Here is a 24,033-nt window from a genome sequence, read left to right as displayed (position 1 = left end):
AAGGATACGCGCAACCGGACGGGACGCGGCGCGACGGCTCTCGAATCGGTGTCGCATGCGGTGCAGTCGGTCAGTTACCGGCGGAGGAACTCCGAGAGCTTCTCTCGGAGGCCGGCTTCCTCGCCGAGTCGGAGGTAGAACGCGGCCCCGCCGTCCTCGTAGTAGTTGTCGATGCGGCGGCGGACCTCGAAGCCCATCTTCTCGTAGAAGTCGAGCGCGTTCGTGTTCGTCGTCCGGGCGTGACAGGTCACGACCGGGTGTTCCTTGGCGACCTCGGCGACGAGTCGCTTGCCGTAGCCCTCGCCGCGGGCGTCGGGCGAGACCGCGAGAAAGAGGATGTAGCCGTCGCGCCGCGTGGAGGCGAACGCGACGAGCGCGTCGTTCTCGTAGAGGAGATACGTGTTCGACCGGCGGTAGGCGTCCATGAAGAAGCCCCGTCGCTGTTTCAGGAGCCCCTCATCGACCCGAATCCGCTCTTTCAGGTCCCACGCCTCCTCGGCGTACTCGCGCTGGCCGGGGGCGTCGACCCGCATCTCCACGTTGACGCTCACGTCCCGTCGTAGCCGGAGCGAGAATATAACTCCACCGTCCGTCAGGACGCCAAGTCGAGGCCGCCGCCATTCGATTGGATAGCTCACCGACACGAATAGTGCGAGAACGCGGAGACCCGAGGCGCGCGGCCGACCGAAAGGACGAGGGTCGGCGGCGTCTCTCCCTCCAGTATGGGATTCACGCTCCGCGACCACACCGCCGACGTGGCAGTCGAGGCCGACGGCGAGAGCCTCGGAGCCGTCTTCGCCGCCGTCGCCGACGGACTCACCGCCGCGATGTGCGACGACCCCGCCGAGACGGGCGACCGCTTTTCGTTCGCCGTCCGCGCGGAGGGCCGCGAGGCGCTGTTGTTCGATTACCTCGACCAACTCATCTACGAGCGCGACGTGCGCGGCGTCCTCCCCGCGGCCCACGAGGCGACCGTCAGGCGAGCGGGCGACGAGTGGGTCGTCGAGGCGTCCGCGCGGGGCGTCCCCTTCGCCGACGTGGACGCCCGCGACGTGAAGGCCGTCACCTACTCGGAGATGCGACTGGCGGAAACCGACGCCGGCTGGGAGGCGTACGTCGTCTTCGACGTGTGAGCCGTCGTCACCGACGGTCGCGCGGCGCGCCGCGGACGCTCGCGGCGTGACGGAATCCTATTGAGTCGGCGCGTCGATTGTCCCGGTATGGAAACGCGCGAGTTCGGCGACATCGAACTGCGACGAGTTCGCGAGCACGTCTGGGAGATTCCGCAGGAGGGCGAGATGAACGCCCCCGCGCGGGTGTTGGCCTCCGAGGCGCTGCTCGACCACATCGGCGACGACAAGACGCTCGAACAGCTGCGGAACGCGACGCACCTGCCGGGTATCACCAAACACGCCATCTGCATGCCCGACGGCCACCAGGGCTACGGCTTCCCCGTCGGCGGCGTCGGCGCGACCGACACCACGGACGGCTGTATCTCGCCCGGCGCGGTCGGCTACGACATCAACTGCGGCGTCCGCATGATGACGACGAACCTCACCTACGAGGACCTCCAGGGCCACGAGGAGGAACTCGTCGACGCCCTGTTCGAGGCCGTCCCCTCGGGCCTCGGCGGCGGCGGCGTCGTCAAGGGCGACGCCGAGACCATCGAGGACATCCTCGCCCGCGGGATGCAGTGGGCGGTCGACGCCGGCTACGCCACGGACGACGACCTCGCCCACTGCGAGGACGAGGGCTTCCGCGACGACGCCCGCCCCGAGTTCGTCTCGCAGAAGGCGAAAGACCGCGGCCGCAACCAAATCGGCAGTCTCGGCTCCGGGAACCACTTCCTCGAAGTCCAGCGCGTCACCGACATCTACCGCGAGGACGTGGCCGAGTCGTTCGGTCTCGAAGCCGACCAAATCGTCGTCCTCATCCACTGCGGCTCCCGCGGCCTCGGCCACCAGACCTGCACCGACTACCTCCGGCGCATCGAGAAGGAACACAAGGACCTGCTCGACGGCTTGCCGGACAAGGAACTCGCGGCCGCACCCGCCGGCTCCGAACTCGCCGAGGAGTACTACGGCGCGATGTGCGCTGCCATCAACTTCGCGTGGGTGAACCGACAGCTCATCATGCACCGCACGCGCGAGGTGTTCGCCGACGTGTTCGACCGCGACTGGCGCGACATGGAGATGCGCCTCTTGTACGACGTGGCGCACAACATCGCCAAGAAGGAGGTTCACGAGGTCGGGGTCGACCCGGAGGGGCGACCTGTGCGAGACGGCGACGCCGTCGAGCGCGAGGAGCGCGAACTCTACGTCCACCGGAAGGGCGCGACGCGGGCGTTCCCCGCGGGCCGACCCGAACTGCCGCCCGCCTACGCCGACGTGGGCCAGCCGGTCATCATCCCCGGCAGCATGGGCGCGGGGAGCTACGTCCTCCGCGGCGGCGACCAGTCGCTCGACCTCACCTTCGGCTCGACGGCCCACGGCGCGGGCCGGCTCATGAGCCGAACCAAGGCGAAACAGGAGTACTGGGGCGAGACGGTGCAGGACGAACTCCGCGAGCAGGAGAAGATATACGTGAAGGCCCAGTCGGGCGCGACGGTCGCCGAGGAAGCGCCGGGCGTCTACAAGGACGTCGACGAGGTCGTCCGCGTCTCCGACGAACTGGGCATCGGCGACAAGGTCGCGCGGACGTTCCCCGTCTGCAACATCAAGGGCTGAGTTCCCGACCGCTTTTCGCGGCTCAGGCGGCGGTCGTTCCGACCGCGCGGCGCTTGTAGAAGTAGTACGCGAGCGCCGCGAGACCGACGAACACCGCGGTCACGCCGTCGCCGACCGCGCCGCCGGAGAGGAGCGCCGAGACGACGCTCCCGAGGCCGAGCGCGAGGACGAGCAGGCCGCCGCCGAGAATCCACGCCCGCGAGTCGCGGCTGACCTCGTCGTACTGGCCGCGCTCGATGAGCGCCATCTCCTTTCTGTGTTCGAGATAGACCACCGCGCCGGCGAACGCGAGGACGACGACGAGGATGAAGACGAACGGCACGAAGAACAGCGCGTCGCCGAGGCCGAACGTGGACTGAATGGGAACCATGGTGGATAGTCGCCGCGTGAGCTATTGAATACGTGCTGACGCGTGCTCGCACGACGTGAGCGGTGTCGCCGTCGAACGGCCGGATGATCGAATGACCGGACGGCCGGGCGACCGAACAACCGGGCGACCGAGTGTGCGTGCGAGTCGCGGACGCGGGCTCAGAATCCGCCGGGACCGCGCGGTCCCGCGTCCGGTCCGCCGGGGCCGGTCGGCCCCGAGGGACCTCGACCGCCGATGACGACGTAGTCGCTCTCGGGAACCGCCTCGACCTCGCGGCCGTCCTCGTATCTGACGAACGAGAGGTAGAACTCGCGACCGCACGGCGACGACAGTCCGGGCTGTTCCACGTCGTCGGCGTCGACCACGTCATCGGTCCACGACAGGCCGGGCGCGTCGCTCTCGCCGCAGGAGAACCGGACGCCCTCGGCGTCTTCGAAGCCGTCGGTCGGGTCGGCGTACGACCAGCCTTCGAGCGGGTACGGCGTCACCGACTTGTCGGCCAGATAGCCGTCGCGTTCGAGTTCGACGACCGCGCCGCAGTGCGGACAGTAGTACGAGACGGGGAATCCCATGGGTGAGCGTAGGACTCGGCGGGCTTAACGCCCGCGCCGGGGCGGAGGTTTATCACGCATTCCGCGGCCAGCGCCCCCGTGCGTTGAGCATCGCCGCCGGGCGAGACGCGGGAGCGCGGCACGACGCCCGGCGGAGCGGACGTGCCGCCTGTTCGCCCCTATCCTGTCCCTGCCTCCCCTGGTCCGTCCCTGTTCGTTCGGACTCGCTCAGACCCCGGAGGGACCGCCATCGACGTATCTGAAGGCGACGCCGGCGCGGTCGGCCGTCACCTCGTCGCGGGCCGAGTCGCCGACGAACACGGCCGAGTCGGGGTCGACCGCCATGCGTTCGAGCGTCGTGAGCAACGGCTCCGGGTCGGGCTTCTGCGTCGCCACGGTGTCGCGGCCGACGACGGCGTCGACGTGGGTCGCGAGGTCGTGCACGTCGAGCGCGACCCGGCAGGCGTCCTCGGCGTTGAGCGAGCAGACGCCGGAGGGGACGCCGTCGTCGGCGAGGTGGTCCGCGAGCGGGAGGCGGTCTGAGACCCACGCGCCCTCCCGCTCGTGGGCCGCGAGCTCCCGCTCCAATTCGTCGCGGACGCCGGCCTCGTCGGCCGCGTCGAGCATCTTCCAGAGGTCCAGCGAGTCGGCGTCGACGCCGGCGTCCCGCAGGACGGTCGCGGCGTCGCGAGCGGCGTCGTTCCAGTCGACGCGGAGGTGCACGAGCGTGCCGTCGAGGTCGTAGACGACCGCGTCGAACGCCGAGAGGTCGGGGAGCGTCATTGCCCGCAGTAGGGCACCGCGGGGAAAAGACGCTTCGGGAGAAGGCCTATACCGAAAACCGGCGTCGCCTCCGGTATGGAATTCCCGCTCCGCGAACGTCTCGCCCCCGTCCTCCCGTCGCTCGTCGTCGCGGTCGGCGTCTTCCTCCCGTGGATACAGGTCGACCCGGCCCACGAGGGTCCGGTCATCTCCGTCTACTACGGCGGGATGGGAAACGGGCTGGAACTCGCCCACGGCGTCGTCCTCCTCCCGACGGTGGTCCTGCTCTCCGTGGCCGCGCTCGCCGGACGGCGCTCCCGGCGCGCGGAACTCGTCGTCGGCGTCGTCGGGACCGTCGCAGTCCTGCGGTTCATCCAGTTGTGGGACGAGACGTTCGTCTCTGCGGTCGGCGCGTGGGTGACGCTCGTCGGGTGTCTCCTCCTCGCGGGCGTCGCCGGCGTCGACGTGGTCCGCGAGCGAGGGCTGCCGACGCTCGCCCGGAGTCCGTAAGCGACTCGACTGGCTGAAAAAAGAGGCCGGTTCGCCCGTTCAGTCGAGGAGCGACCGCGCGATAATCTCCTTTTGAATCTCGCTGGTCCCCTCGTAGATGGTCGTAATCTTCGAGTCGCGGTAGTAGCGCTCCACGTCGAAGTCGGTGGTGTAGCCGTAGCCGCCGTGGACCTGCACGGCCTCGTTGGTCACGTCGACCGCGGCCTCGCTGGCGAAGTACTTCGCGATGGACGCCGCGGTCCGCGGGTCGTCGCCGGCGTCGGCGACGCGGGCGGCCTCGCGGACGAGCATCCGCGAGGCGTGGACCTGCGTGCCCATGTCGGCGATTTTGTGGCGAATCGCCTGAATCTTCGAGATGGGCTTGTCGAACTGCTCGCGCTCGTTCGCGTAGTCGATGGCGTCGTCGAGTGCGGCCTGCGCGAGTCCCACGGCCTGCGAGGCGATGCCGATGCGGCCGCCGGTCAGGATTCGGAAGGCCGCTGAGAGGCCCTTACCCTCCTCGGTGAGTCGGTTTTCGGCCGGGATACGCACGTCGTCGAAGATGAGCGCTGTCGTGTCGGACGCGCGGAGGCCGAGTTTCTCCTCTTTCTTCCCGACCTCGTAGCCGGCCTCCTTCGGGACGAGGAACTGCGTGACCGACGACGGGTCGTCCGGGTCGGTCTTGGCGAAGAGGATGCAGACGCCGCCGCGCTGGCCGTTCGTTATCCACTGCTTTTTCCCGTTGATGACGTACTCGTCGCCCTCTCGTCGGGCAACCGTCGACATCTCCGCGGGGTTCGACCCGGCGTCCGGCTCGGAGAGGCCGAACATACCGACCGGCCGGCCGCGGGCCATCTCCGGGAGCCACGTCTCTTTCTGCTCTTCGGTGGCGAACTCGGCGATGCACTCGGTGGCGAGACAGTGCACGGAGAGCGCGGTGGCGACGGCGAGTTGGCCGTAGGCGACCTCCTCGTTGACGACGGCGTAGGTGGCGCGGTCGGCACCGAACCCGCCGTACTCCTCGGGGACGGTCAGCCCGGTCAGGTCGAGTTCGGCGAGGCCGTCCCACACGTCCTCGGGGAACGTCTCCGTCTCGTCGGCCTCGCGCGCGGTCGGGCGAATCTCCTCGACGGCGAACTCGTGGACCACGTCGCGGATGGCCCGTTGCTCGTCGGTCAGACCCGTGGCAGACCCTACGGTTTCCATGGTGATGAGTACGGACCATCATTGAAAAAGATGATTGAACTGCCGGTCGTCCGTCGGGCGTCAGCACGCCACAGTCTCGCCCGCTCTGCGGGACTCCACTCAGTCGCGTAAGTACGCCAGCACCTCGTCGGCCGGTGCGCCGAGGCCGCCGCCCTGCGCGAACGTCGGTCCCCCGCCGCCGCCCCCACCGAACTCGTCTGTCACCTCGGCGACGACGTCGCCGGCGGCCGCGTCGCCGGCGCTGGCGACGACGACGAACGGCGCGTCGGACTCGCCGACGGCGACGAGCACGTCCGCACCGTCGCGGGCCTCCTTGGCCGCGTCGCCGACCTCGTTCGCGTCGAAGCCCGAGACTGCACCGACTTTCCACGTCAGCCCGTCGCGTTCGACCGTCTCGAAGTCCGCGAGTCGGGAGCGCAGTACCTCGGACTTGAGGTCGGCGAGTTCGGACTCCAGTTCTTCGCGCGCGGCCGCGGCGGTGGCGGCTGACTCTCCGAGGCCGTCGAGGTTCGTCCCGAGCGCTCGGGCGGCCTCGTAGGCGGACCCGCGGACTGCGGCGCGGCGGTCGATGGCCGAGGCGCCGACCGCGAACTCGACGCGGGTGAGTCCCTCGCCGGGGTTCGACCGGTCGAGCACCTCGACCGGCCCGATTTCGACGGTGTTCGAAACGTGCGTCCCGCCGCAGGCCGCCCAGTCCCAACCGTCGATTGAGACGACCCGCACCGACTCGGAGTCGGCGAAGACGCCCTCCTCGGTCTTGACGTTGAACGCGATCTCCTCGCGCTCGCGGGCGTCCGCGACGGGTATCTCCTCCCACGACACCTCGCGGCTGTTCCACACCGCTCGATTGACGAGGCGCTCCAGTTCGACGAGCGCGTCGTCGTCGACCTCGGTCGAGGTTTCGAAGTCGACGCGGACCTTCTCCGCGGAGATGTCGAAGCCGCCGTAGCCGAGGTCGTCGAAGATGCGGCGACCCGCGCCGTAGAGAACGTGACTCGCGGTGTGCGCCCGCATGCAGTACGTCCGGAAGTCGTCGTCGACGACGCCGGTCACCTCGTCGCCAGCGGCGAAGTCGGGGTCGGCCGCGAGGTCGTGGACGACCGCGCCGTCGGCGTCCGTGCGGACGTGTTCGACGTCGACGCCGCCGAGAACGCCCCGGTCCGCGGGCTGACCGCCGCCTTCGGGGTAGAAGTACGTCTCGTCGAGAACGACCGACCGACCGTCGACGCGCGTCACCGTCGCGTCGAACGCCCGGACCGTCGGGGACTCGGGTGCGAGTGAGTCGGACATATGCGCGTCGAGACGCCCGACCGAGAAAAATCGTGCTACTCGTCGACGAGGGTCACGTCGAGTCGCTCTTCGAGGGCGCGGATGGCCGAGCCGCCGACGTTCGCCCGGGTGGCGCGGCCCTGCTCGATGGCGAGCAGTTGCTTCTCGTCGAGGTCGAGTTCGTCGGCGAGGTCGGCGAGTTGGAGGCCGGCGTCCTGCCGGGCGGACTCGACGACGCCGCCGTAGCCGGAGACGAGGTAGGGAAGCCGGTCTTTCTCGTAGTTCGTTCCCTTCTCCTCCCAGTGTTTGGAGTCCCCTTTCGCGCTGTCGTACATCTTGGCCGTCCGCTGGGCGGCGCGTTTCTTGCGGTTCCGCTCGGAACCGTCGCGCGAGGCGTCGGTCGACTCGCTCTTTCGGTCCGCGTGGCGGTTCTCGCCGTGCGGCGCGCAGTCCGGGCAGACGAGCAGGTCCGCGCCGGCCACGTTCGCACGCCGGAGCTTCGCGGTGCTGCGACCGCAGAGTTCGCAACTGTCGCCGTCGCCGCCACCACCGCCCCGGTTGGTCGAGTACTTGGCCATGCCCCGTGTTACTCGTTCGACCCTTTTAAACTCGCGGCACGGCGCTGACGCCGGTGCTCGAATCCGGAGTCGGCACGGCCGCTGACCGGTAAATAACGAGGCGCTCAGAGCGGTGAATCGCGAGCGAGACGCATCTCACCGGCAAGCGGGTCAGAGAAATCCAGAGAGGTGTTCCTCTCTGGGGTGTAGTTTCGTGGAAGGATTGTGCGTGGGTGATGTCCGTGTAGGGACGTCACCTGCATCTTGCGATGCGTGGGACCGGATTTGAACCGGCGGACCTCTACAGGACAGCGCCCTCAACGCTGCGCCGTTGGCCTGGCTTGGCTACCCACGCTCGCTGTGTCTTACTGCACTCTCGTTTACCCCGTGGTAATTTAAATGACTTTCCTTTCGACTCGGCAATGTCGGGCGTTTGCAGGCGCCGTACCGCGGGCGGGCGACCGAACGATTTTGGCCTCGCGGCACCGGGGTACGCCTATGGAGTTCCGAGCACGCGACCACGTCCGCGGACTGACCGCTCTCCTCTCGGTGCTGTCGCTCGCGCTCGTCTTCGGCGCGGCGCTCGGCGCGATTCCCCGCGCCGCGATTCCGACCGCGTCGGAGGCCCTGCTGAACGCGATTCCGCACGTGAACGCGGTCATCAGCACCGTCGCCATCGTCACCATCCTCGCCGGCGTCCGGTTCGTCCGCCGCGGCGAACTCGAGCGCCACCGGCGTATGATGCTCACGTCGTTCCTCCTCTTCGCGACGTTCCTCGTCCTCTATCTCTACAAGGTCGTCGTCCAGGGGACCGCCGAGTTCCCCGGCCCCGACGCAGTCTACCAGTTCGTCTACCTCCCGACGCTGGCGATTCACATCCTCCTCGCCGTCGTCTGCGTCCCCGTCGTCTACTACGTCCTGCTGTTGGCGCTGACGCGACCGATAACCGAAGTCTTCGGCACCGAACACGCGCGGTTCGGCCGGGTCGCCGCGTCGCTATGGCTCGTCTCGTTCGTCCTCGGAAACGTCGTCTACGTCCTCCTCTACGTCGTCTACTGAGCCGGGAGTCGGCGAGCGCCGCCGCTCCGGCGTTCAAAGGGAGTACCCGTCCGACGCCCGCGGCGGGGCGCGGCCCGAGGGCCGTTGGTTCGGACGGGCGGTAGTACGTGGTGCGACCGGCAGGTCACAGAGACGGGGCGTGCGGGCCCTCCCGCGGCGTTCCACCGCCCCGTCGATTCGCACTCCGTACTCCGCTCGCAACCCGGTCCTCGGCGAGTCGGAGTACAGTTCGAACCACGGGCGCGAGAGAAAAGAAAGGCCGCGTTGACTATGCTATCGAGGCTCACGGTGACTGTCAGACGAAGCGATAGGTCGGGGGGACGAAACGGGTGAGACTCAGTCGCTCAGCGGCGCTTCGGCACCGACCACGGGACGACTCACGTCGCGGTCGGTCTCCTCGCCGTCGATGTCGTAGGGGTACTCGCCGGTGACGCAACCGAGACAGAGGTCGGCGCGGGACTTTTCGAGCACCTCGGCGACGGCGTCGATAGAGAGGTAGCCGAGGCTGTCGGCGTCGATGGTGTCGCGGACCTCCTCGACGGACTTGTCCGAGGCGATGAGTTCCTCGCGGGTGGCCATGTTGATACCCATGTAGCAGGGCGCGACGATGGGCGGCGCGCCGATGCGCATGTGCACCTCGGTCGCGCCGGCGTCGTACAGCAGTTGCACGAGCTGATTCGAGGTCGTCCCGCGGACGATGCTGTCGTCGATGAGCGTCACGGACTTGCCCTCGACGGTGCTCTTGATGGGGTTGAGCTTCAGGCGGACGGCGCGCTCGCGCTCGTCTTGGGTCGGCATGATGAACGTCCGGCCGACGTAGCGGTTCTTCATCAGCCCCTCGGCGAACTCGACGGTCGCGTCGTCTTCCTGTGCGGCCTCGGCGTAGCCGGAGGCGAACGCGCGGCCCGAGTCGGGGACGGGCATGACAACGTCGGTGTCGACGCCGTTTTCCTCCCAGAGTTTCCGGCCGAGTCCGCGGCGGACCTCGTAGACGAGCGTGTCGTTCATCACGGAGTCCGGGCGGGCGAAGTAGATGTGTTCGAAAAAGCAGTGGGCCGTGTTGTCGCGTTCGACCAGTTGATACGAGTCGAAGCCGCTTCCGTCGGGGTCGAGGACGACGAGTTCGCCCGGTTTCACGTCGCGGACGAGTTCGCCGTCGAGCGTGTCGATGGCGGCCGACTCGGAGGCGAGCACGTAGCCGTCGTCGAGTTTCCCGATGCAGAGCGGACGATTTCCTTCGGGGTCGCGCACGCCGAGGACCGTCTCGTCGTGCATGATGGTGAGCGCGTACGAGCCGTGGATGCGCTCCATGGTCCGCTTGACAGCGCGGACGAGGTCCTCTTCGAGGAGGTTGCGCGCGAGGTCGTGGGCGATGACCTCGGTGTCGCCCGTGGAGGTGAACGCGTGACCGAAGTTCTCCAGTTCGTCGCGGAGTTCGTCGGCGTTGACGAGGTTGCCGTTGTGCGCGAGGCCGAGCGACCCCGACTTGAAGGAGACGGCGAACGGCTGGGCGCACGACTTCGACACGTCGCCCGCGGTGGGGTAGCGGACGTGACCGATGCCGGCCTCGCCCTTCAGGCCGTCGAGGTCGTCGGCGTCGAACGCGTCGCCGACGAGACCCATCTGGACGTGACTGTGCTGTTGGAACCCGTCGTGGGTGACGATGCCTGCGGACTCTTGGCCCCGATGCTGGAGGGCGTACAGCGAGTAGTACAGGGGTCGTGCGGCGTCTCGACCGCCGAGTGCGACGCCGACGACACCGCACTTCTCGGTCGGTCCGCCGATGTGGTGGTGGGAGTCGTCCCGCCCAGTTACCATGGAAGATGGTAGAGAGTCGAGGGGGTAAAAAACCCGTCCTTATGCAGTAACGACGGGTTCCGAAACCGGGAAATATGCACATGAGTGCATAACTCGGTTCGAGTCGGCGACTGCGAGATGGCGCGCGACCAGACGAGAACAGAACCGACTCATCCGTGGCTGGCCTCGTCGCCCGCGAGGACAGCGACGGCTCAGCGGGTAGGAATGGTCAGCGAAACTGGTGACAGAATCTGAACGCGAGTCAAGGGTGCCGAGGCGACGCCGTACTCGGTGCTAGCGAGTGTCACGGGGTCGAAAACGAACCGGGAGTCAGGAACGCGGGTTCGTTCTCGCCGTCTGCGGCGAGAGAGAAGACAGAGACGGTCAGAGACCGTCGAGAGTCGTTAGTTGTCGCCGGACTTCGACTGCCAGGCGTAGCTCCGACGCTTCTTCGACTTACCGAAGCCGCAAGACGAGCAGACCTTCTTCTTCACGTGGTAGGACTTCTCGCCGCAGCGACGGCACTTGACGTGCGTCGTCTTGTTCTTCTTTCCTTGGCTGGGGGTTCCTGCACCCGTCATGCTTTGATGGTGACGACGTTATCGCCGCGTATAATGGTTGTGTCTTGGACTTGCTCGAGTTCGATATCCCCGGGCACGGTGTCTTCGTCCAGCGCTTCTTCAAGTACGACGTTCATGTGCTGGTCGTAACCAGCGAGGACGCCGAAGTACGCGTTTCCGTCCTTGAGGAGAACCGTCACCGGCTCGTCGAGTGACGCTTCGAGGACGTCGAGAGGTCGGCCGCTCATGCATCAAATCCGTCTCGTAGTTGTCTTAAATGTGCCGGACCGACAGTACGCGATGGCCGTCGGCCCCGGTCGTTCCGGGGCAAACTCGTCGCCGAACCGGGTGACACCGCACCTCACGCGAGATGTTCTCTCACGGGCCCGAGCGTGCGGGCGCGGTGAACCCACGTAGTTTTTAGTACCCCCGTGAGTAGAACTCAGTACCAGAAACCCGCGGGTAAGTGCGGGCGCGCCCAAATCGACCGGTTCGGGCCGTCTCGTACGCGGGGTCATTCGACCGACGAGCTGCAAGACGCCGGGGCCGGTGGCCCCCAGACACCCGTCTTTCCGTGAGCACCTTCGCCACATCGTGGCTTTCGATGCTCGGAATATCGAGACACACAAACCATGGAAATCGAAATCGCAACCATAGGCGGATACGAAGAAGTCGGCCGTCAGATGACGGCCGTCCGTGCCGGAGACGACGTCGTCGTCTTCGACATGGGTCTCAACCTGTCGCAGGTCCTCATCCACGACAACGTCGAGACCGAGAAGATGCACAGCCTCGACCTCATCGACATGGGCGCTATCCCGGACGACCGGGTCATGAGCGACCTCGAAGGAGACGTGCAGGCCATCGTCCCCACGCACGGTCACCTCGACCACATCGGTGCCATCTCCAAGCTCGCCCACCGCTACGACGCCCCCGTCGTCGCCACGCCCTTCACCATCGAACTGGTGAAACAGCAGATCGAGGGCGAGAACAAGTTCAACGTCAACAACGACCTCGTCAAGATGGAAGCCGGCGAGACGATGTCCATCGGCGACTCCGGTAACGTGGAACTCGAGTTCGTCCACGTCACTCACTCCATCATCGACGCCATCAACCCGGTCGTCCACACGCCCGAGGGCGCTGTCGTCTACGGTCTCGACAAGCGCATGGACCACTCGCCGGTCCTCGAAGACCCCATCGACATGAAGCGCTTCCGCGAGATCGGTCGCGAGGGCAACGGCGTGCTCGCGTACATCGAAGACTGTACGAACGCCGGCCGGAAGGGCCGCACGCCCTCCGAGTCCGTCGCGCGCCGCCACCTCAAAGACGTGATGACCTCCGTCGAGGACTACGACGGCGGCATCGTGGCGACGACGTTCTCGTCGCACATCTCCCGGGTCTCCTCGCTCGTCGAGTTCGCCAAGGACATCGGCCGCCAGCCGGTCCTCCTCGGCCGCTCGATGGAGAAGTACTCCGGCACCGCCGAGCGCCTCGGCTTCGTCGACCTCCCCGACGACCTCGGGATGTACGGCCACCGCAAGTCCGTCGACCGCACCTTCAAGCGAATCATGAAGGAGGGCAAGGAGAACTACCTGCCCATCGTCACGGGCCACCAGGGCGAGCCGCGCGCGATGCTCACCCGCATGGGCCGCGGCGAGACGCCGTACGAGATTGACGACGGCGACAAGGTCATCTTCTCGGCGCGGGTCATCCCGGAGCCGACGAACGAGGGCCAGCGCTACCAGTCCGAGCGCCTCCTGCGCATGCAGGGCGCGCGCATCTACGACGAGATTCACGTCTCGGGCCACCTCCGCGAGGAGGGGCACTACGAGATGCTGCAGGCGCTCCAGCCCCAGCACGTCATCCCGGCTCACCAGAACCTGAAAGGCTTCGCTCCGTACGTGGACCTCGCGGAGAGTCAGGGCTACGCCCTCGGTCGCGACGTCCACGTCACGCGGAACGGCAACATGATTCAGCTGGTGGAGTGATGACTCCCGACGCGACGGAAAAGCGGGTGCTCGAGGCGATTCGCGAGCGACGCGAACTCGTCAACGACGCGCTCGACGAGGACGTACCGATGGCCGAGCCCGAGCGGCTCTACGAGGCCTCACGGTACCTCCTGAAAGCCGGCGGCAAGCGCCTTCGGCCGACCGTCTCACTCCTGACCGCGGAGTCGCTCGCGGACGTCGAACCGATGTCGGAGGACTACCGGGCGTTCCCGACGCTCGCGGGCGACCCCATCGACGTGATGGTCGCGGCCGTGAGCATCGAGGTCATCCAGTCGTTCACGCTCATCCACGACGACATCATGGACGACGACGACCTCCGTCGCGGCGTTCCGGCGGTCCACAAGGAGTACGACAACTCGACCGCCATCCTCGCCGGCGACACGCTGTACGCCAAGGCGTTCGAACTCCTGACGAAGACCGGCGCTGACCCCGCCGACGGCCTCGAGGCCGTCCGCCGACTCGCGACCACCTGCACGCAGATCTGCGAGGGGCAGGCGCTCGACATCGAGTTCGAGCGCCGCACCGAGGTGCTCCCCGACGAGTACCTCCAGATGGTCGAACTGAAGACGGCCGTCCTCTACGGGACCGCGGCCGCCGTCCCCGCCGTCATCATGGGCGCCGACGACGAGGTCGTCGAGGCGCTCTACCAGTACGGCATCGAGTCCGGAAGCGCGTTCCAGATTCAGGACGACGTGCTCGACCTGACCGTGCCGTCGGAACAGCTCGGCAAACAGCGCGGTTCCGACCTCGTGGAGAACAAAGAGACCATCATCTCCCTCCACGCGCGCCAGCAGGGCATCGACGTGGACGACCTCGTCGACGTCGAGACGGCCGAGGAACTCACCGAGGAAGCCGTCGAGGCCGCCGTCGCCGAACTGAACGAGGCGGGCAGCATCGACTACGCCCGCGAGATGGCCGAAGACCTCACCGAACAGGCCAAGTCGCGACTCGACGTCCTCCCGGAAAACGAGGCCCGCGACCTGCTCCGCGACATCGCGGACTACCTCATCACCCGCGGCTACTGAGCGCGCGGCGTCGCCGCGAACCGCGGCCGCGAGAATCTCTTCTTCGGTCGTTCCGTCCCCGAGTTCCGCCGTAACTCATATTTACTCTGAAGTGCTAACATTTCACGTACCCCTGCCCGCGCGAGGACCCTTCCCCGCAATCCGGGCCTGTTTTTAGGCGCGCCGCGGAAGCGAACGGTAATGGACGACGAGCTTCGAGAGCGCATCGAGCGAGAGGCCGAGAAGCACGCGCTTCTCAACGCGGTCAAACACGACAGCGACGCCGACGTGGGCGCGATTATGGGCCCGCTGATGGGCGAGAACCCCGACTTCCGCCAGCACGGCGGCGAGATTCCGGGACTCATCGGCCCCGTCGTCGCCGAGGTCAACCAACAGTCCGCCGACGAAAAGCGCGAGCGACTCGAAGACCTCGCGCCCGAGGAACTCGCCGAGATGGAAGCCGAGGAGGAAGCGGACGACTCGCTGCTCCCCGACCTCCCGAACGCCGAGGCGTACGACGAGGTCCGCATGCGCGCCGCCCCGAACCCCAACGGCCCGTGGCACCTTGGCCACGCCCGCATGCCCGCGGTTATCGGGACGTACAAGGAGATGTACGACGGCTCCTTCCTCGTCCGGTTCGACGACACCGACCCGGAGACGAAGCGGCCGGACCTGACCGCCTACGACGCCATCCTCGACGACATCGACTACCTCGGGTTCGAGCCCGACGACGTGATTCGGGCCTCCGACCGGGTGGAGACGTACTACGACTACGCCCGCGAACTCATCGAGATGGGCGGCGCGTACACCTGTTCGTGTTCGGGCGAGGCGTTCTCGAACCTGAAGAACGACGGGAAGCCGTGTCCGCACCGCGACAAGGACCCCGAGACGACCCGCGAGGAGTTCGAGGACATGGTCGCAGGCGAGTACAGTTCGGGCGAGATGGTCCTCCGCGTCAAGACCGACATCGAACACAAGAACCCCGCGCTGCGCGACTGGGTCGCCTTCCGCATGATAGACACGCCGCACCCCCGCGAGGAGGCGGCCGACTACCGCGCGTGGCCGATGCTCGACTTCCAGTCCGGCGTCGACGACCACCTCACGGGCGTCACCCACATCATCCGCGGCATCGACCTGCAGGACTCCGCGAAGCGCCAGCAGTTCGTCTACGACTACTTCGGCTGGGACTACCCCGAGGTCGTCCACTGGGGTCACGTGCAGGTCGACGCCTACGACGTGAAGATGTCCACGTCGAGCATCAAGGAACTCATCGACGCGGGCGAGGTCGAGGGCTGGGACGACCCGCGCGTGCCGACCATCAAGAGCCTCCGTCGCCGCGGCATCCGCGGACAGGCCATCGTGGACGCGATGGTCGGCCTCGGCACCTCCACGTCGAACGTCGACCTCTCGATGTCCACGGTCTACGCGAACAACCGCGACCTCGTCGACGACGAGACGGACCGCTACTTCCTCGTACGGGACGGGGAAGAGTTCGCCGTCGAGGGCGGCCCCGACAGCGCCCACCCGCCGCTCCACCCGAGTTTCGAGGAGCGCGGCACCCGCGACATCCCGGTCGGCGACAGCGTTCTCCTCGAGTCGGGCGACGTGCCCGCCGAGGGCGAGCGCGTCTGGCTGAAGGGCTTCGGCGCGGTCCTCCGCGAGGGCGACTCGCTCGTCGCCACCGGCGACGACCTCGACGTGGTCCGCGAGGGCGACGTGGCCGTGATTCACTGGGCCCCGACCGACGGCGTCTCGGTCCGCATGCGCACCATGGACGGCGACGTGACGGGCGTCGCTGAACCCGACTTCGGCGACGTGCCCGAGGACGAACTCGTCCAGTTCGAGCGCGTCGGCTTCGTCCGCGTGGACGACCGCGGCGACGACGAGACGGTCGTCTACTTCGCGCACAAGTAAGTCGAGCGACGGACAGTCGCTCTCGACACAAACACTCGTTTTACCCACCCCCACGTACGGAGTGGTATGACCCTCCTCGACCTCACCCGTCGCGTCGAAAGCGGGATGCCGACGTACCCCGGCGACCCGCCCGTCGCAGTCGAGTCGCACGCCGACTTCGAGGCCGACGGCTACCGCGTTTCCCGGCTCGAACTCGGGACCCACGCGGGCACGCACGTCGATGCGCCCGCGCACACCGAACCGGACGGCGCGACGCTCGACGACTTCCCGGTCGAGGACCTCCGGTTCACCGCCCGCGCCATCGACTGCCGAGACGCGGGCCCTCGCGGGCGAATCGGACCGGACGCGATTCCGGAACACCTCGAACCGCGCGTGGATTTCCTCGTGTTCCGAACCGGCTGGGAGGACGAGTGGGGGACGGAGCGCATGACCGACCATCCGGCGCTCGCGCCCGAGACGGCACGGGCCTGCGCGGACCGGGGGCTCTCGGTCGGCATCGACGCGCTCAGCCCCGACCCGACCGGCGGCGACGACGTGCCCGCCCACCACGCGATTCTCGGGGCGGGACTCCTCGTCGTCGAGAACCTCTGCGGGTTGGACGCGCTCCCGACCGACCGGACGTTCGACCTGTACGTCATGCCGCTTCGGGTGGACGCCGACGGCGCGCCCGCCCGGGTCGTCGCCGACGCGGAGACGGGGCTGATTCGGCGGCGCGACGAGCAATAAGCCGGTAGCGGAGCGAAGTCAGGCGAACCTCAGACCACCACGGTGAGGACGAACCCGACGAGCATCGAGAACGTCAACAGCGCCTGCACCGCCGCGGTGGCGAGGACGCCGACAGTGGCGACGAGGGCGCGCCGCCCGCTCTCTTCCGCGTCTTGGTGTTCGAGGTATTCGAGGGCGAAGACGGTGCCCGCGACGCCGACGAAGATGCCGAGCGGGCCGATGAGGAACATGAGCAGGAAGCCGGCGACCCCGGCGACAATCGACGTTCGGGTCGACGCGCCGCCGAACCGCGCGGCGACCATCCCGCCGGCGTAGTCGGTGACGAGCGCGACGAGGCCGACGAGGGAGAGCCCGACGAACGCGATGGGACCGGGCTCGGAGAAGCCGGACGCCACCCAGTAGACGACCACGCCGAGCACGGACAGGAGCGCGCCGGGAAGCAGCGGGAGTACGCTCCCGACGACGCCGAGGACCAAGAGGGCGAGCGCGACCCAGAGGAACACGTCCATACCGGGGTGGTTCGAGCCGAGGGCTATTCACCCCACCGAGTGGACGCGTGGCGGCCCCGACGCGGCCGCGCACGGGTCGAGGCACCGATTCGGGCCACGAGTCGACCGCTTTCTGCCCGTTCGGGGGATAGTTTATTGCCTCTACCGGAATATGTCACTAAGAGTCATGGCTATCGACCCGCAGTTCGAGGCAAACAGGGAGAAGGTCGGAGAGGAAAACGGCGTGGCCGTCTGGGGACCGGTCGACCCGCCGGAGAAACACGGCATCCACGGGACGCACGTCGCGGTGGACTTCGACATCTGTCTCGCCGACGGGGCGTGTCTGGAGGACTGCCCCGTGGACGTGTTCACGTGGGTCGACACGCCGGGGCACCCGGAGTCCGACATCAAGGCCGAGCCGACCCACGAAGACCAGTGTATCGACTGCATGCTCTGTGTCGACGTCTGCCCGGTCGACGCCATCGACGTCGACCCCGGGCGAGCGGGACGCATCTGAGGGAAGAAACCCCGATTTTTTGCGGGCGAGGACGCCGACAGCGACCCCCGTGAGCGGCGCGGACATTCCGGCCACCTAGCACAAAAGATTATTATGAATATGAGCTAGCATTAACTGGAGAGTGTTCTCAATGCACATGGTGGTACTTACCAAAGGTGTGCCCGACTTCCGGGAGGGCCAGGTATCGTTTGACGAGGACGGGCACCTCGAACGGGGGAAGACGCCCACAGTAATGAATCCGAACGACCGCTTCGCGCTGGAGGCGGCGCTCCAGACACGAGTTCGACACGGCGGGCGAGTGAGCGTGATGAGCATGGGGCCGCCGGGGTACAAGGAGGTGTTACAGGAGGCGATGGAGACGGTGTACGCCGACGACCTGCACCTCGTCTCGGACCGCGAGATGGCGGCCGCCGACACGTGGGCGACGGCCATCACGCTCAGCGCGGGCATCGAGACGCTCGGCGAACCGGACGTGGTGTTCGCCGGGTTCAAGACCGCAGACGGGGAGACGGGCCACACCGGCCCGCAGACGAACTGGTGTCTCGACATGCCGCTCGTCACGCACGTCATCTCCCTCGACATCGACGAGGAGGCGGGGACCCTGCGCGCCAAGCGACTGGTCGAAGGCGACATCGAGGAGATAGAGACCGTCGAGACGGAGCTTCCGGCGTTCGTCGTCGCGGACCCCGAGTTCGAGCCGTCGTATCGGACGGCGGGCGAGCGACTGACGCTGAAGGACCTGCGCGAGGAGACCCGAGCGCGCGCCCAGAACTACGAGGAGCACCTGACGGTGCGGGACCACGCCGACATCAACGTCGACCCGGACTACATCGGCCTCGACGGCTCGCCGACTATCGTCTCGTCGGTCGACCCGATTCCGAAGGCCCCGGCGGAGCGGGAGGCGACGATGGTCGACCCGGACGACACGGGAGCCATGCAGGACGTGCTGACCGCGATGCAGTCGGCGGTGGGCGACGGCGACGCCGGCGACGCCGCGGCCGCGGGGGGTGACTGAGCGTGACCGATTTCGAACCCGGCGACTACGAGATTTCGGAGCTCGGTCCGGCCATCAAGGACATCGAGGACCTCGGCGAGTTAGAGGAGATTCTACAGGCTGAACACCGCGGGCAGAACCGCGCGCCGGCCGTCGCGCTCATCGAGAGCCGCATCGAGAAGTTCTCCGAGGACGACGAGGAGCCGGCCGACGCCGACGGGATGGACCTCGCGTCGATGAGCACCGCAGAGGTCGGGAACACCCTCCAGAACGTCGAGGAGGTCTCGGAGCTCGAATCGCTCCTCGAACGCGAGGAGGCGGGCGAGAACCGCGACCCGGTGAAGCGACTCATCAGAAACCGCATCGACTCCGTGAAGGGAAGCGACGAGGAAGACACGGAAATCGAGGTGGACGAACGGCCGCCCGAGGAGCGTCACCCGGACCTCGACCACCCGACTCGGGACAAGCGACACGTCCGGTCGCTCCACGGGGGGACCTACCGCGACATGTGGGTCTACTGCGAGACGCAGGCGGGCGAACTCGTGGACGTGTCCAAGGAGATGCTGGGCAAGGCCCGCGAACTGATGGACACCTACAACGACGACTACACGGCCGACGAGCGGGTCGTCGCAGTCCTCATCGGCTCCGACGTGTCGAAGCACGTCGAGGACGTCATCGCCTACGGCGCGGACGTGGTCGTCGTCCGCGAGGACGCCCGGCTCGAACGCTTCCAGCACAAGCCGTACACCGAGATATTCTGCGACATGGCCCGCGCGGGGGCGACCCACCAGAACTTCGAGGTCACGGACGGCCGCGACGAGCCGTGGCGCGACTACGACAAGCCGCGGTACGTGCTGTTCCCGGCGACGAACAACGGCCGGGACCTCTCGGCGCTCGTGCAGGCCGAACTCGACTCCGGCCTCGCCAGCGACTGCTCGGGGCTCTACATCACGGAGGAAGTCATTTCGAATCCGGTCAAGACCGGCGTCGCCGGCGAGAAAAAGGAGTTCCAGCGCGTCCTGCACATGAAGCGTCCGGACTTCTCCGGCTTCGAGTACTCGACCATCCTCTGTATCGACAACCCGACGCGGGAGTTCCACCCGCAGGGCGCGTCGGTCATCCCGGGGAGCTTCGACCTGCCCGAACCGGACCACGACCGCGAGGGACTCGTCGTCGAACACGACGCCCCGCTCGACGACGACTGGTTCCGCGTCACCGTCACCGATTTCGACCAGCTGGACGAGGGTATCGACCTGACCGGCCACGACGTCATCGTCGCGGTCGGACGCGGCATCGGCGACGACCCGACCAAGGGTATCGAACTCGCCTTGGACCTCGCCGACCAGTTCGAGGACGCCGAGGTCGGCGTCACCCGCGGCATCGTCACGGGGTCGTTCAACTTCGACGGCCACGTCGAGCAGTACACCCACGAGGACAGACAGATAGGCGAGACGGGGCAGGTCGTCGCGCCGAAACTCTACATCGCGGCGGGCATCTCCGGCGCGGTCCAGCACAAGGTCGGCATGGACGAGTCGGACACCATCGTCGCGGTCAACACCGACCCCGACGCCCGCATTCGCGACTTCTCGGACTACTTCATCGAGGGCGACCTGTTCGATGTGCTGCCGAGGCTGACGACGGCGCTCAAGGAGGGCCGGTTCGAGGCGGCGGTCGCCAGCGACGGGGGGACCGCGCCGACCGGAACGCCCGACGATGGCGCGGCCGCGGACGACCGGGGTGAGTCGCAATGAGCGACTACGAACACTACGAGGCGCTCGTCGTCGGGGCGGGTCCCGGCGGCGCGGCGGCGGCCGCGACGTTCGCCAACTACGGCATCGAGACGCTCGTCCTCGAACGCGGCGTCGAGGCCGGGTCGAAGAACGTCTCGGGCGGCCTCATCTACGCCGAGGAGTCCGCGCCGTACACCATCGACGACCTCTTTCCGGGGTTCCGCGAGGCGGCCGCCGAGCGGCCCATCACGAAGTACCGCATCCACAACATCGCCGGCGACAAGGTCGAGTCGTTCGACCTCACCGACCTCCACGAACACGACACCGAGTGGTCCGACTCGGTCCTCCGGCGGAAGATGGACTCGTGGCTCGAAGACCGCGTCCACGAGCGGACCCGCGAGACAGGCGGCGGCCTCCTCACGGGCGTCCACGTCAACGGCCTGCTCCGCGAGGAGGGCCGCATCGTCGGCGTCACGCTGGACGAACTCGACCCGATAACCGCCGATATCATCGTCGCGGCCGACGGGGTGAACTCGGAACTCGCCCGCGACGCGGGCCTGATGGACTGGGACGAGCCCGACGAGTGGTTCCAGGGCGTCAAGGCCGTCGTCGATATGCCGGAAGACACCATCGCCGACCGGTTCGACGTGGCGGAAGACGAGGGGGCGGCGCACCTGTTCTCGGGCGACCTGTTCGAGGGCGTCCGCGGCGGCGGCTTCCTCTACACGAACCGCGACACGCTATCGCTCGGAACGGTGTTCCACCTCGACAGCCTCGTCGCGGAGCAGGCGGAGCCACACGAGCTACTGGACGGGCTTTTGACCCACCCGTTGCTCGCGCAGTGGCTCGGCGACGACTACACCGAACTGGAGTACAGCGCGAAACTCGTGCCCGACTCGAAGAAGGTCGCCCTGCGCGAACCGCACTTCGGCCGCCTGCTCCTCGTCGGCGACGCGGCCGGCCAGATGCAGGCGCAGGGGCCGATCATCAAGGGCATGAACCACGCCGTCACCGCCGGCGCGCTCGCCGCAGAGTCGTACGCGCAGGCCAAGTCGCGCAACGAACCGGAGAAGGCAGGGACTCGTTACGCCCGCAAACTCCGGAACGAGGGCGTGATGAAGAAGCTCCGGCCCCGCGGCTACGAACTGCTCCGCGGCGTCGCCGAGGACGACGGCGTGACCAACGTGGTCGATACCGTGCTCACCTCGGCGGTCGGGCGCGCCGGCGTCCGCGCGCTCTCGGGTCGGCTCGAACGCCTCTACAACGTCCCGACGCTGTCGGCGCTGATGCCGGACACGCGGACGCCCTACGTCACGCTCCCGACGGTCATCGCCGAGGAGTTGGGGACGCGGGTCCGCGACGAGAGTTCGGTGACGCCGCCGGACCTCGAAGCCCGCATCGGCGGGCTGACCTACGACACCGACATCGGCAGCCCGCACATCACGCTCCGCGACGAGTCCTACGAGGCGAGCGGGGCCGCGGTGGCGGCCTGCCCCGTCTCGGCGGTCGATTTCGGCGGCGGCTGTTACCGCGAGGAGGTCGTCCGGACCAACGGCTCGGAGGAGCGCGTCGTCAGCCTCGACACCCAACCCTGCGTCGAGTGCGGCACCTGCGCCGTCGTCGCCGACACCGACTGGAGCCACCCGCGCGGCGACAAGGGCGTCGAGTTCAAGTGGGGATGACGGGGGTGCAAAGATGAGCGGCGACGCGACCCAGTCGGCCTCTCGCCCCGTCGCCGACGGTCGAGGAACTGAGGAGCGCCATCCCGAAGACGTTCGGTTCGGGGAGCGCGCCAGAGCCCTCGCCGACGAGGCCCGAGAGGCCCGGAAGTCGTTCGACCCGCCGCCGCCGTCGGCCGCGGACCAGCGCGCGCTCGAATGCGCCCGCGACGGCGTCGGCCCGGCGGTGTCGCTCTACGTCAGCGCGCGGACGGGCGACCGGCAGGTCTCGTTTACCGGCGAGGAGTTCGAACTGCTCCACCGGGCGATGAACGACTGGCTCGCCATGTACGCCCGGTGTTACGGCGTCGACCTCGACGCGGACTTCACGGTCCGCGAGGCCGCCGAAGTTCTGCTGCGGACCCACGACGTGCTCGACACCGCCCAACTGCTGACCTGCGTCCCCGAAAGACGCTGAGGGCGGCGCACGGGCCCTCGTCTCACTCGTCGGTGGGGCCGACTGTCGTCGGGTCCGGCACGAACAACAATTATAAATCCTGAGTGTGATTGTGTACCATGGAAGTAACTGACAGTCTCAACTTCGGACACAAAGACCGCAAGGACATCTACGAGTACATCGAGCGCCACGGGACCGTCCGCGAGGACGAGGTACGGAGAGCGCTCAACTTCGAACCGGCGGCGCTGGGGGCGCACCTGACCGTCCTGCGGCGGGACGGCTACATCCGAAAGGTCGGCAACCACGTGGAGGTGGCCTACGCGCCCGGCGAGGAGGAGACGGTGGAACTCGGCGACCTCGACGTGACGATTCGGATGGCCCAGAACGTCGACTTGGAGAGCCTCGTCGACGCCATCCACGAGGTCGCGGACGAGGGCCGGTACATCGAGGCCGAGACGGTCGCCGACCTGCTCGACCACGAGGAGGTCGTCCTCCGGCACAACGAGGTCAGTTCCCGAATGGTGTTCGTCGCCACCGTCGGCGACGAACTCGCCGGCTGGGTCCACCTCGACCTGCCCGAGGCGGAGAAACTGAGCCACACCGCCGTCCTGACCGTCGGCACGCGACCGGAGTTCCGCGGCCACGGCATCGGGAGCAAGCTCCTCGACCGCGGCGTCGAGTGGGCGCGCGAGCGCGGCTTCGAGAAGCTCTACAACAGCGTTCCGGCGACCAACGAGGAGGCAATCGCGTTCCTCGAAGGACACGGCTGGGAGACCGAAGCCGTCCGCGACGGCCACTACAAGATAGACGGTGACTACGTCGACGAAGTGATGATGGCCGTCTCGCTCCGGTGAGCGCGGACTCGCCTCACTCCTAATCCCGAATTTCTGCGCGGCGTCTCCCCCGACCAGCGGCGCGTGGGTTCGCGGCTCCCCATCCGCGACGGGTCGCTCCGGCCGGCCGACTTACGACCAGTCGTCTTCGGCCCCGTCGAGGGGTTCGGCGACGACGCCGTCCTGCTGAACGAGCGCTCTCGCGTGGGCCGTACAGACGTTCCTGTCGGCGTCCCACGGCACGTAGAGCCTGACCGCCGCGACGTTCTCGCAGTCGGGTTCGCTACACTCGGCCATACGGAGAGCGTCGGCTCCGACGACTATCGGTGTGTCGGCGGGCGAGCGACTGCGACTCGGCCG

At 67.6% G+C, this 24,033-nt stretch carries 26 protein-coding genes and 1 tRNA gene; 14 read left to right on the top strand and 13 right to left on the bottom strand.

Annotated elements, in window-relative coordinates; translation table 11 throughout:
- Positions 1 to 74 precede the first annotated feature (74 nt).
- On the bottom strand, positions 75 to 551 hold the full coding sequence (locus AUR65_RS05435) for a GNAT family N-acetyltransferase (RefSeq protein WP_058569049.1): 477 nt from the start codon (positions 549 to 551) through the stop codon (positions 75 to 77).
- Between the two features lie 171 nt (positions 552 to 722).
- On the opposite strand from AUR65_RS05435, the gene AUR65_RS05430 reads away from it, so the two are divergent.
- Both AUR65_RS05430 and AUR65_RS05425 read left to right on the top strand, forming a co-directional pair.
- Positions 723 to 1,133, top strand: coding sequence for an archease (locus AUR65_RS05430; protein WP_058569048.1), 411 nt, complete (start codon positions 723 to 725; stop codon positions 1,131 to 1,133).
- An 87-nt stretch (positions 1,134 to 1,220) separates the two neighbouring features.
- Positions 1,221 to 2,726 carry an RtcB family protein gene (locus AUR65_RS05425; RefSeq protein ID WP_058569047.1) on the top strand — a complete coding sequence of 502 codons (1,506 nt, stop codon included), beginning with the start codon at positions 1,221 to 1,223 and terminating at the stop codon, positions 2,724 to 2,726.
- Positions 2,727 to 2,748: 22 nt separating this feature from the next.
- Here the strand turns inward: AUR65_RS05425 and AUR65_RS05420 are convergent, their stop codons facing one another.
- The 3 genes from AUR65_RS05420 to AUR65_RS05410 all read right to left on the bottom strand — a co-directional run bounded on the left by AUR65_RS05420 (position 2,749) and on the right by AUR65_RS05410 (position 4,430).
- The gene (locus AUR65_RS05420) at positions 2,749 to 3,096 is read right to left on the bottom strand and encodes a DUF6249 domain-containing protein (RefSeq protein ID WP_058569046.1); all 348 of its coding nucleotides are present in this window, start codon (positions 3,094 to 3,096) and stop codon (positions 2,749 to 2,751) included.
- 158 nt (positions 3,097 to 3,254) lie between these two features.
- A complete protein-coding gene (locus AUR65_RS05415; protein WP_058569045.1) occupies positions 3,255 to 3,668 on the bottom strand; it encodes a hypothetical protein in 414 nt (137 codons plus the stop codon).
- Between the two features lie 207 nt (positions 3,669 to 3,875).
- The gene (locus AUR65_RS05410; RefSeq protein ID WP_058569044.1) at positions 3,876 to 4,430 is read right to left on the bottom strand and encodes an HAD family hydrolase; all 555 of its coding nucleotides are present in this window, start codon (positions 4,428 to 4,430) and stop codon (positions 3,876 to 3,878) included.
- A 75-nt stretch (positions 4,431 to 4,505) separates the two neighbouring features.
- Here AUR65_RS05410 and AUR65_RS05405 point away from each other — a divergent pair, with 75 nt between their 5' ends.
- Positions 4,506 to 4,919 carry a hypothetical protein gene (locus AUR65_RS05405; RefSeq protein WP_058569043.1) on the top strand — a complete coding sequence of 138 codons (414 nt, stop codon included), beginning with the start codon at positions 4,506 to 4,508 and terminating at the stop codon, positions 4,917 to 4,919.
- Between the two features lie 39 nt (positions 4,920 to 4,958).
- On the opposite strand, the gene AUR65_RS05400 is transcribed toward AUR65_RS05405, so the two are convergent.
- From AUR65_RS05400 to AUR65_RS05385, 4 genes are all read right to left on the bottom strand, one after another.
- Positions 4,959 to 6,104, bottom strand: a complete 1,146-nt coding sequence (locus AUR65_RS05400; protein WP_058569042.1) for an acyl-CoA dehydrogenase family protein — start codon at positions 6,102 to 6,104, stop codon at positions 4,959 to 4,961.
- Positions 6,105 to 6,203: 99 nt separating this feature from the next.
- The gene (locus tag AUR65_RS05395; protein ID WP_058569041.1) at positions 6,204 to 7,394 is read right to left on the bottom strand and encodes an alanyl-tRNA editing protein; all 1,191 of its coding nucleotides are present in this window, start codon (positions 7,392 to 7,394) and stop codon (positions 6,204 to 6,206) included.
- 35 nt (positions 7,395 to 7,429) lie between these two features.
- Positions 7,430 to 7,951: a helix-turn-helix domain-containing protein gene (locus AUR65_RS05390; RefSeq protein ID WP_058569040.1), complete on the bottom strand. Its 522-nt coding sequence runs from the start codon at positions 7,949 to 7,951 to the stop codon at positions 7,430 to 7,432.
- Between the two features lie 249 nt (positions 7,952 to 8,200).
- Positions 8,201 to 8,285: transfer RNA gene (locus AUR65_RS05385), tRNA-Leu, on the bottom strand.
- 143 nt (positions 8,286 to 8,428) lie between these two features.
- Here AUR65_RS05385 and AUR65_RS05380 point away from each other — a divergent pair.
- The gene (locus AUR65_RS05380; protein ID WP_058569039.1) at positions 8,429 to 8,989 is read left to right on the top strand and encodes a DUF420 domain-containing protein; all 561 of its coding nucleotides are present in this window, start codon (positions 8,429 to 8,431) and stop codon (positions 8,987 to 8,989) included.
- Between the two features lie 336 nt (positions 8,990 to 9,325).
- Here the strand turns inward: AUR65_RS05380 and purF are convergent, their stop codons facing one another.
- The 3 genes from purF to AUR65_RS05365 all read right to left on the bottom strand — a co-directional run bounded on the left by purF (position 9,326) and on the right by AUR65_RS05365 (position 11,594).
- A complete protein-coding gene (gene purF, locus AUR65_RS05375; RefSeq protein ID WP_058569038.1) occupies positions 9,326 to 10,807 on the bottom strand; it encodes an amidophosphoribosyltransferase in 1,482 nt (493 codons plus the stop codon).
- A gap of 383 nt (positions 10,808 to 11,190) precedes the next feature.
- Positions 11,191 to 11,367: a 50S ribosomal protein L37e gene (locus tag AUR65_RS05370; protein ID WP_004042936.1), complete on the bottom strand. Its 177-nt coding sequence runs from the start codon at positions 11,365 to 11,367 to the stop codon at positions 11,191 to 11,193.
- Positions 11,364 to 11,594 (bottom strand): LSM domain-containing protein, encoded by a 231-nt coding sequence (locus AUR65_RS05365; protein ID WP_004042938.1) that lies wholly within the window; start codon positions 11,592 to 11,594, stop codon positions 11,364 to 11,366. Before AUR65_RS05365 ends, AUR65_RS05370 begins: the two co-directional genes overlap by 4 nt.
- Before the next feature lie 384 nt (positions 11,595 to 11,978).
- On the opposite strand from AUR65_RS05365, the gene AUR65_RS05360 reads away from it, so the two are divergent.
- The 4 genes from AUR65_RS05360 (at position 11,979) to AUR65_RS05345 (ending at position 16,996) form a co-directional block, all read left to right on the top strand.
- A complete protein-coding gene (locus AUR65_RS05360) occupies positions 11,979 to 13,331 on the top strand; it encodes a ribonuclease J (RefSeq protein ID WP_004974618.1) in 1,353 nt (450 codons plus the stop codon).
- On the top strand, positions 13,331 to 14,377 hold the full coding sequence (gene idsA3, locus AUR65_RS05355; protein ID WP_058569037.1) for a geranylfarnesyl diphosphate synthase: 1,047 nt from the start codon (positions 13,331 to 13,333) through the stop codon (positions 14,375 to 14,377). The genes AUR65_RS05360 and idsA3 overlap by 1 nt, the downstream gene beginning before the upstream one ends.
- Before the next feature lie 180 nt (positions 14,378 to 14,557).
- A complete protein-coding gene (locus AUR65_RS05350) occupies positions 14,558 to 16,270 on the top strand; it encodes a glutamate--tRNA ligase (protein WP_058569036.1) in 1,713 nt (570 codons plus the stop codon).
- Between the two features lie 66 nt (positions 16,271 to 16,336).
- On the top strand, positions 16,337 to 16,996 hold the full coding sequence (locus AUR65_RS05345; RefSeq protein ID WP_058569035.1) for a cyclase family protein: 660 nt from the start codon (positions 16,337 to 16,339) through the stop codon (positions 16,994 to 16,996).
- Between the two features lie 29 nt (positions 16,997 to 17,025).
- Here AUR65_RS05345 and AUR65_RS05340 read toward each other — a convergent pair whose 3' ends face one another.
- On the bottom strand, positions 17,026 to 17,505 hold the full coding sequence (locus tag AUR65_RS05340; protein WP_058569034.1) for a DUF456 domain-containing protein: 480 nt from the start codon (positions 17,503 to 17,505) through the stop codon (positions 17,026 to 17,028).
- Positions 17,506 to 17,671: 166 nt separating this feature from the next.
- Between AUR65_RS05340 and AUR65_RS05335 the strand changes: the two genes are divergently transcribed.
- The 6 genes from AUR65_RS05335 to AUR65_RS05310 all read left to right on the top strand — a co-directional run bounded on the left by AUR65_RS05335 (position 17,672) and on the right by AUR65_RS05310 (position 23,694).
- A complete protein-coding gene (locus tag AUR65_RS05335) occupies positions 17,672 to 18,001 on the top strand; it encodes a 4Fe-4S dicluster domain-containing protein (RefSeq protein WP_004042948.1) in 330 nt (109 codons plus the stop codon).
- Positions 18,002 to 18,131: 130 nt separating this feature from the next.
- Entirely contained in the window at positions 18,132 to 19,016 is an 885-nt protein-coding gene (locus AUR65_RS05330) for an electron transfer flavoprotein subunit beta/FixA family protein (protein ID WP_058569137.1), read from the top strand.
- Positions 19,017 to 19,018: 2 nt separating this feature from the next.
- Positions 19,019 to 20,746 carry an electron transfer flavoprotein subunit alpha/FixB family protein gene (locus AUR65_RS05325; protein WP_058569033.1) on the top strand — a complete coding sequence of 576 codons (1,728 nt, stop codon included), beginning with the start codon at positions 19,019 to 19,021 and terminating at the stop codon, positions 20,744 to 20,746.
- The gene (locus AUR65_RS05320) at positions 20,743 to 22,407 is read left to right on the top strand and encodes an FAD-dependent monooxygenase (RefSeq protein ID WP_058569032.1); all 1,665 of its coding nucleotides are present in this window, start codon (positions 20,743 to 20,745) and stop codon (positions 22,405 to 22,407) included. Before AUR65_RS05325 ends, AUR65_RS05320 begins: the two co-directional genes overlap by 4 nt.
- A 13-nt stretch (positions 22,408 to 22,420) precedes the next feature.
- Positions 22,421 to 22,861, top strand: coding sequence for a hypothetical protein (locus AUR65_RS05315; protein ID WP_058569031.1), 441 nt, complete (start codon positions 22,421 to 22,423; stop codon positions 22,859 to 22,861).
- A gap of 98 nt (positions 22,862 to 22,959) precedes the next feature.
- A complete protein-coding gene (locus tag AUR65_RS05310) occupies positions 22,960 to 23,694 on the top strand; it encodes a GNAT family N-acetyltransferase (RefSeq protein WP_058569030.1) in 735 nt (244 codons plus the stop codon).
- Positions 23,695 to 23,805: 111 nt separating this feature from the next.
- On the opposite strand, the gene AUR65_RS19880 is transcribed toward AUR65_RS05310, so the two are convergent.
- Positions 23,806 to 23,970 (bottom strand): hypothetical protein, encoded by a 165-nt coding sequence (locus AUR65_RS19880; RefSeq protein WP_172795821.1) that lies wholly within the window; start codon positions 23,968 to 23,970, stop codon positions 23,806 to 23,808.
- Positions 23,971 to 24,033: the final 63 nt, after the last annotated feature.

Source organism: Haloferax marisrubri, assembly GCF_001469875.2.
Lineage (GTDB): Archaea > Halobacteriota > Halobacteria > Halobacteriales > Haloferacaceae > Haloferax > Haloferax marisrubri.
The sequence above is the reverse complement of the archived record's forward strand: the minus strand, read 5'-3'. Positions and strand labels throughout refer to the sequence as shown.